This is a genomic window from Kitasatospora putterlickiae (genome assembly GCF_039527695.1).
Classification (GTDB): Bacteria; Actinomycetota; Actinomycetes; order Streptomycetales; family Streptomycetaceae; genus Kitasatospora; species Kitasatospora putterlickiae.
In genome coordinates, this window is sequence record NZ_BAAAKJ010000087.1 from 18,689 (window position 1) to 24,003 (window position 5,315).

The 5,315-nt window shown below is 74.3% G+C and carries 5 protein-coding genes; 2 read left to right on the plus strand and 3 right to left on the minus strand.

The window, feature by feature from the left end; genetic code table 11:
* Positions 1–19: 19 nt before the first annotated feature.
* Positions 20–1,159: a serine hydrolase domain-containing protein gene (locus ABD308_RS09725; RefSeq protein ID WP_344330896.1), complete on the minus strand. Its 1,140-nt coding sequence runs from the start codon at positions 1,157–1,159 to the stop codon at positions 20–22.
* 148 nt (positions 1,160–1,307) lie between these two features.
* Here ABD308_RS09725 and ABD308_RS09730 point away from each other — a divergent pair, with 148 nt between their 5' ends.
* Positions 1,308–2,552, plus strand: a complete 1,245-nt coding sequence (locus ABD308_RS09730) for a sensor histidine kinase (protein WP_344330902.1) — start codon at positions 1,308–1,310, stop codon at positions 2,550–2,552.
* Positions 2,549–3,229 carry a response regulator transcription factor gene (locus ABD308_RS09735; protein WP_344330909.1) on the plus strand — a complete coding sequence of 227 codons (681 nt, stop codon included), beginning with the start codon at positions 2,549–2,551 and terminating at the stop codon, positions 3,227–3,229. Before ABD308_RS09730 ends, ABD308_RS09735 begins: the two co-directional genes overlap by 4 nt.
* 15 nt (positions 3,230–3,244) lie before the next feature.
* On the opposite strand, the gene ABD308_RS09740 is transcribed toward ABD308_RS09735, so the two are convergent.
* Positions 3,245–4,114 carry a DUF3592 domain-containing protein gene (locus tag ABD308_RS09740; RefSeq protein WP_344330914.1) on the minus strand — a complete coding sequence of 290 codons (870 nt, stop codon included), beginning with the start codon at positions 4,112–4,114 and terminating at the stop codon, positions 3,245–3,247.
* A gap of 30 nt (positions 4,115–4,144) precedes the next feature.
* On the minus strand, positions 4,145–5,254 hold the full coding sequence (locus ABD308_RS09745) for a hypothetical protein (protein ID WP_344330918.1): 1,110 nt from the start codon (positions 5,252–5,254) through the stop codon (positions 4,145–4,147).
* Positions 5,255–5,315: the final 61 nt, after the last annotated feature.

Here is a 5,315-nt window from a genome sequence, read left to right on the forward strand (position 1 = left end):
CGTTCTGTTTCCTCTCTCCTTACCGGCAGAGGGCCGTGTCCACGACGCTTTCCAGGTGCCTCGTGGTGGCCCCGTCGACGGGGATGCTCGTCACCGTGATGTTGGCCGCCCGGCCGTCCTCGGTCACTCCGCCCCGGGTTTCGAATCCCGGGATGTCGCCGCCGTGGCCCCAGTAGACGCCGCCGCAGGACAGGGGCCTGCTGATGATTCCCAGCCCGTAGCCGGCGCCGCTGTCCCCGATCGGCACGGTGGTGCGCATCTGGGCGAGCTGCGCCGCCGGGAGGAGGCGGCCGGCCAGGAGCTCGGTGAAGAACCGGTTGAGGTCGGCGTTGGTGGAGATCATCTGGCCCGCCGCCCAGGCCGCCGAGGGGTCCAGTTCCGTGATGTCGCGCGGGGGTTCGCCCGCCGACCCCCGGGTGTAGCCCTTCGGGTGGGGTTCCCGGATGCTCCGGTCGCCGGTGGCGGGGAAGGAGGTGTGCCGCAGCCCCAGGGGCTGGAGGATCCGCCGCCCGATCTCCTCGGCGAGGGGGCGGCCGGTGACCTTCTGGATGATCAGGCCGACCAGCACGTAGTTGGTGCTGCTGTACCCGAACTTCGCCCCGGGGGCGAAGTCGGCCTTGTGCTGGAAGGCGACGTCCAGGAGGTCGCGTGGCTCGAAGTACCGGTTCCGGATGTCCGCCTCGCTGATGTCGCCCTCGTACTCGGGCAGTCCGCTGGTGTGCTGGAGGAGTTGGCGGACGGTGATGCCGCGTCCGTCGATCCCCTCCCCGCGCACGAGGCCCGGCAGGTAGGTCTCGACCGGCTCGTCGAGGCCGATCCTCCCCTCGCCGACCAGTTGCAGCGCGACCACCGCAGTGAACGTCTTGGTGTTGCTGCCGATCCGGACCTGTCCCTCCCCGGGGACCTTCGTGCCGGTGGCCAGGTCGCCGACGCCCGCCGTGTAGGTGCGGGTGCGGCCGGTGCGGTCCTTGACGCTCGCCAGCGCGGCGGGCAGGCCGTCGTCACGCACCAGCGCCTCGACGCCCCGCTGCACGGTGTCGGGCCGGGCGGGGGCGGCGGACGCGACCGGCGGTGCGAGGGCGCCCGCCGTCAGGGCGGCGACGGCCACCGCGGCCGCGGCGGACAGGGAGCGAAGCCTCGGCCTCGACTGCTCACGCATGGGTCAACTCCTGTGGAATCGCTGGGAGAAGTGGTAGCGACACGATCATGGGAGCCGGGGTCTGCGGGGCGCATCGCGGGAAAGCGGGAAGCGTGGATCCCTCGATCGGGGGAGGCCGCCGGTGCGCCGCCCGGAGATACTGACGATCATGATCAGGGGAATCCGGCCGCTGCTGAGCGGCTCCACGTACACGGGTGTGCTGTTCGCCTTCGGTGGTGCGTTGGCGAGCCTTCCGCTGCTGCCGTTCGCCACGGCGCCGGCGCTGCTGTGGGGGTCCGCCCCGTACGCGGTGCGGGTGGTGCTGACCCTGGCGGCCTGGGCGCTGCTGATCGGCCTGGCGGGACTGGCCCGCACCACCCGGCGGGTGCTGATCGCGTCCGCCCGCCGACTGCTGAGGGTGTCGCTGCCGGACCCGGCGGCCGGCCGGAGGTCCGCCGCGGACCGGCTGCGGACGCCGGTCTGGCTGGTACTGCACGTGGCACTGGGGTGGGCGGGCGCGCTGGTGGGCGGGATGCTGCTGCTCCTGGGACTGTCGTTGCCGGGGAGCCTGCTCGGCGGCACGGCGCGGCTGAACCTGTTCGACCGGTCGGTGGACCTGGCGGGCAGCTGGTGGAGCTGGCCGGTGGGGGTCGGCTGCGTGCTGCTGGCGGCGGTGGTGTGCGCGCTGGTGACGGGCGCCCTGCGCTGGTCGGCGCCCCGCCTGCTGGGGCCGTCCGCCGCCGAGCGGCTGGCACTGGCGGCCGAGCGGGAGCTGTTGCTGGCCGAACGCAACCGGCTGGCCCAGGAGTTGCACGACTCCATCGGGCACACGCTGACGGCGGCCACGATCCAGGCCGCGGTGGCGGGCGAGGTGCTCTCCGCCGACCCGGCGGCGGCGCGTGCCGCCATGCGCGGCATCGAGGAGTCGGCCCGGGCGGCGCTGGAGGACCTGGACTACGTGCTGGGCGTGCTGCGCGAGGAGGAGCCGGGGACGGCCCCGGTCCGGACCCTGGCCGACCTGCCCGAACTGCTGGACCGGCTGCGGCACGCGGGCGCGGTGGTGGAGCCGGTCCTGTCGGGCGAGGTGGCCCAGGTGCGGGGGACGCTCTCCCGGGCGGCGTACCGGATCCTCCAGGAGGGGCTGACCAACGCCCTGCGGCACGGGGCGGGCGGTCCGATCGAGGTCGGGGTGGTGGCGGCGCCGGACGCGCTGGAGCTCCGCGTGGTCAATCGGGTCACGACCGGGCCGGGCGCCGGGCCGGGCGTGGGCGCGGGGGCCTTCCCGACGTCCGGGCACGGTCTGCCCGGGCTGGCCGAGCGGGTGCGGCTGCTGAACGGGGAGTTCGAGGCCGGACCGGACGGGCCGGGGCACTGGCGGCTGGCGGTCCGGCTGCCGGTCAGGGTCTCGGCGTGATCCCCGCCGACCCCGGCGGCCCCGTCGCCGTCCTGATCGCGGACGACGACGAGGTGACCCGCAGCGGTCTGCGCACGCTGCTCGCGGTCCAGCCGGGGATCACGGTGGTCGGGGAGGCCGCCGACGGCGTCGAGGCGGTCGAGCAGGCGCGGCGGCTGCGTCCGGACGTGGTCCTGATGGACGTGCGGATGCCGCGCCTCAACGGGATCGAGGCCACCCGGCGGCTGCTGGCCGACCGGTCCGCCGAACCTCCGAAGGTCGTGGTGATCACCACCTTCGAGAACGACGGCTACGTCACCGCCGCACTCGGCGCGGGCGCCAGCGGCTTCGTGCTCAAGCGGCTCCCGGTCCGGCAGATCGCGGAGGCGGTGCGGGTGGTGGCCGAGGGGGAGGCGATCCTCTTCCCGGCGGCCCTGCGCCGGATGGTCGCCGCCCGCCCGCTGGACTCCGCCGAGGCGCTGCCGAGCGCGGCGCTGACGGGGCGGGAGGAGGAGGTGCTGCGGCTGATAGCCACCGGCCTGTCCAACCCGGAGATCGCGCGGTCGCTGGTGGTGAGCCTGGAGACGGTGAAGACGCACGTCGGCAACGTGCTGACCAAGCTCGGCGCGCAGAACCGGACCCACGCCGTGGTGATCGCCTACGAGTCCGGCCTGGTGGTGCCGGGGTTCGCGGGCTGACCGCGTGGAGAGCGGTCAGACCCGCAGGAGCACCGCGCCCGCCACGGCGACGGCCGCGAAAACGGCGACCGCGAGCACGTGGAGGATCACGTCCCACTTCTCCGAGCGCTCCCCGGCCGCGCGGTCCACCGTGAACTCGGCCGGGTCGGCGGCGGTGTAGTGGACGGTGACCTCGCGGCCGTACGCACCGGCCGGGTCCGGGAGGTTCGCCGTGCAGTGCGCCGTGACGACGGTGCCCGCGCGGGTGGTGAACGAGAGGACCGGCGTGATCGTGGTCCTGGCGTGGCCGTCGTCCTGGTCGACACTGACGTCCCGCAGGACGGCGACGACCCGGCCCGGCACGGCCTCCATGGCGGACAGCCTGGCGAGGCGGCCGTTCCTGTCCCGCACCGCCCGGGGCAGTTGGACGGCGCCGAGAACCGCCGCCGGTCCGCCGGAGCCGATCAGCGCCCACGGCCATCCCCGGTCGATCGCGGTCAGGGCCACCAGCCCGGCGTACACCAGGAAGGCCGCGCAGCCGGCCCGGCCCAGCCCGCGCGTGCGCGGGCCGGGGGCGTTGGAGAGCCGGTAGGCGTGCGGTCTGCCCCGCGGGTGGCTGACCCCGATCTCCCGGCCCTCCCACGCGGCGGTGATCATCTGCCCGTGCTCGCCGTCGTTCGTCACGGTGACGTCCTGACCGGAGGCCGGGTCGCGGTAGGAGACCACCACCGATATGCCGCCGGCCCGGGAACCGCCGTGCCGGGGCGGCCGCACCCGCTCGATCCGCCCCGTGAGCCGGACCGTCCGCTGCGCCCCGGTCACGCCGGCCAGCGACATGCCGAACCAGATCAGCGCCGCCACGCCCCACACCGCACACCACAGCACCAGTGCACCGTGCCAGTCCACGCGCCCTCCTCCCGTCGGTAGCCGGTCCGGTCAACTGCCGTTGCGCCGGAGCACCCTGCCCTGTCCGTCCGCCTCCAGGATCCCCGTGCCGCGCTCGCCGGTGACGGTGACCCTGAGCGCGGGAGAACCGGTGACGCCGTCGGCGGTCAGCTGCCAGCTTCGCGGGGAGTCGATTCCCAGGGTGGTCCTGGCCTCCTCGACCAGCGCGGCGACGCGGTCGAAGGGCAGCGACCGCGGGTCGAACCCGGCGGCGTCCACACCGGCGGGGGACCAGACGACGGTCAGCAGACGGTCCTGCACGACAACGGTGAGCGCCTGACGCTGGTCGGCGCCCTGCGTCAACGACTCGACCGACCTGCGCAGTTCGCCCTCGTCGAGCATGGACCGACCCGGGCCGAGGGCGACCGTTCCGGTGGCCGACGTCACGGTGGTCGTGATCGTGGTCGACGAGGAGGTGGACGAGAAGGTCGACGAGGAGGTGACGGACGGCTTCCGGGCGGCGCCGCCCGCGTCGGGGCCGAACAGGTCGGCGCGGAACAGCAGGAGGACGGCGCCGGTGCCGAGCAGCAGGCCGAGAAGGGTGAGGAGCCCGCCGACGCAGCCCTTCGAGGGTTCGTTCTTCAAGGACGGTCCCGGCGCGGAGTCCAGGAAGGCGCGGGCCGCCCGCTCCTCCCACGCCGGTGTCGGCCGTGTGACGATCCGCATCTTCCACGGCCGGTCCGGTGGATACTCGACGACCACGATCCCGCGAGGCCGGTAGTCGGGAAGCTCGACGAGGTTGACGGTCTGCCGGAACTCGACGCGGAACGCGGGCGCGTCGTCCGGCGCGACGGTCAGATCGAACCGCACCGGGACGTCGCTGGCCTCGCTCCCGACGGCCTCCAGACTCTCGATCATCGCGAGCGCCGTGCGCGGCGCGACGGCCCGCTCACGGGCCCGGCGCGGCAGGGTGCCGAGGTAGCGGAGCAGGCCGAAGACCGTGGGCAGGACCAGGCCGAGGACGATCAGCGGTGTCCTCGCGGCGGCGCACCCGCCGATGAAGGCGGTCAGCGACGCCCCGATCACCGCGCCCGTCAGGAGCCCCAGGGCGAGGCCGCCGGGGGTGGTGCGCGTGGGTGGAGCGCCCGCGGTGATCGCCATACGGCTGATTGTGCACGTCGTGGGTGACGGCCGACAGCCCTGCGGGCTTCCTTCGTGCTCA

Coding starts and splice junctions, on each gene's coding strand:
- ABD308_RS09730 (WP_344330902.1), top strand. CDS start 1,308: ATGATCAGGGGAATCCGGCCGCTGCTGAGCGGCTCCACGTACACGGGT.
- ABD308_RS09745 (WP_344330918.1), bottom strand. CDS start 5,254: ATGGCGATCACCGCGGGCGCTCCACCCACGCGCACCACCCCCGGCGGC.
- ABD308_RS09725 (WP_344330896.1), bottom strand. CDS start 1,159: ATGCGTGAGCAGTCGAGGCCGAGGCTTCGCTCCCTGTCCGCCGCGGCC.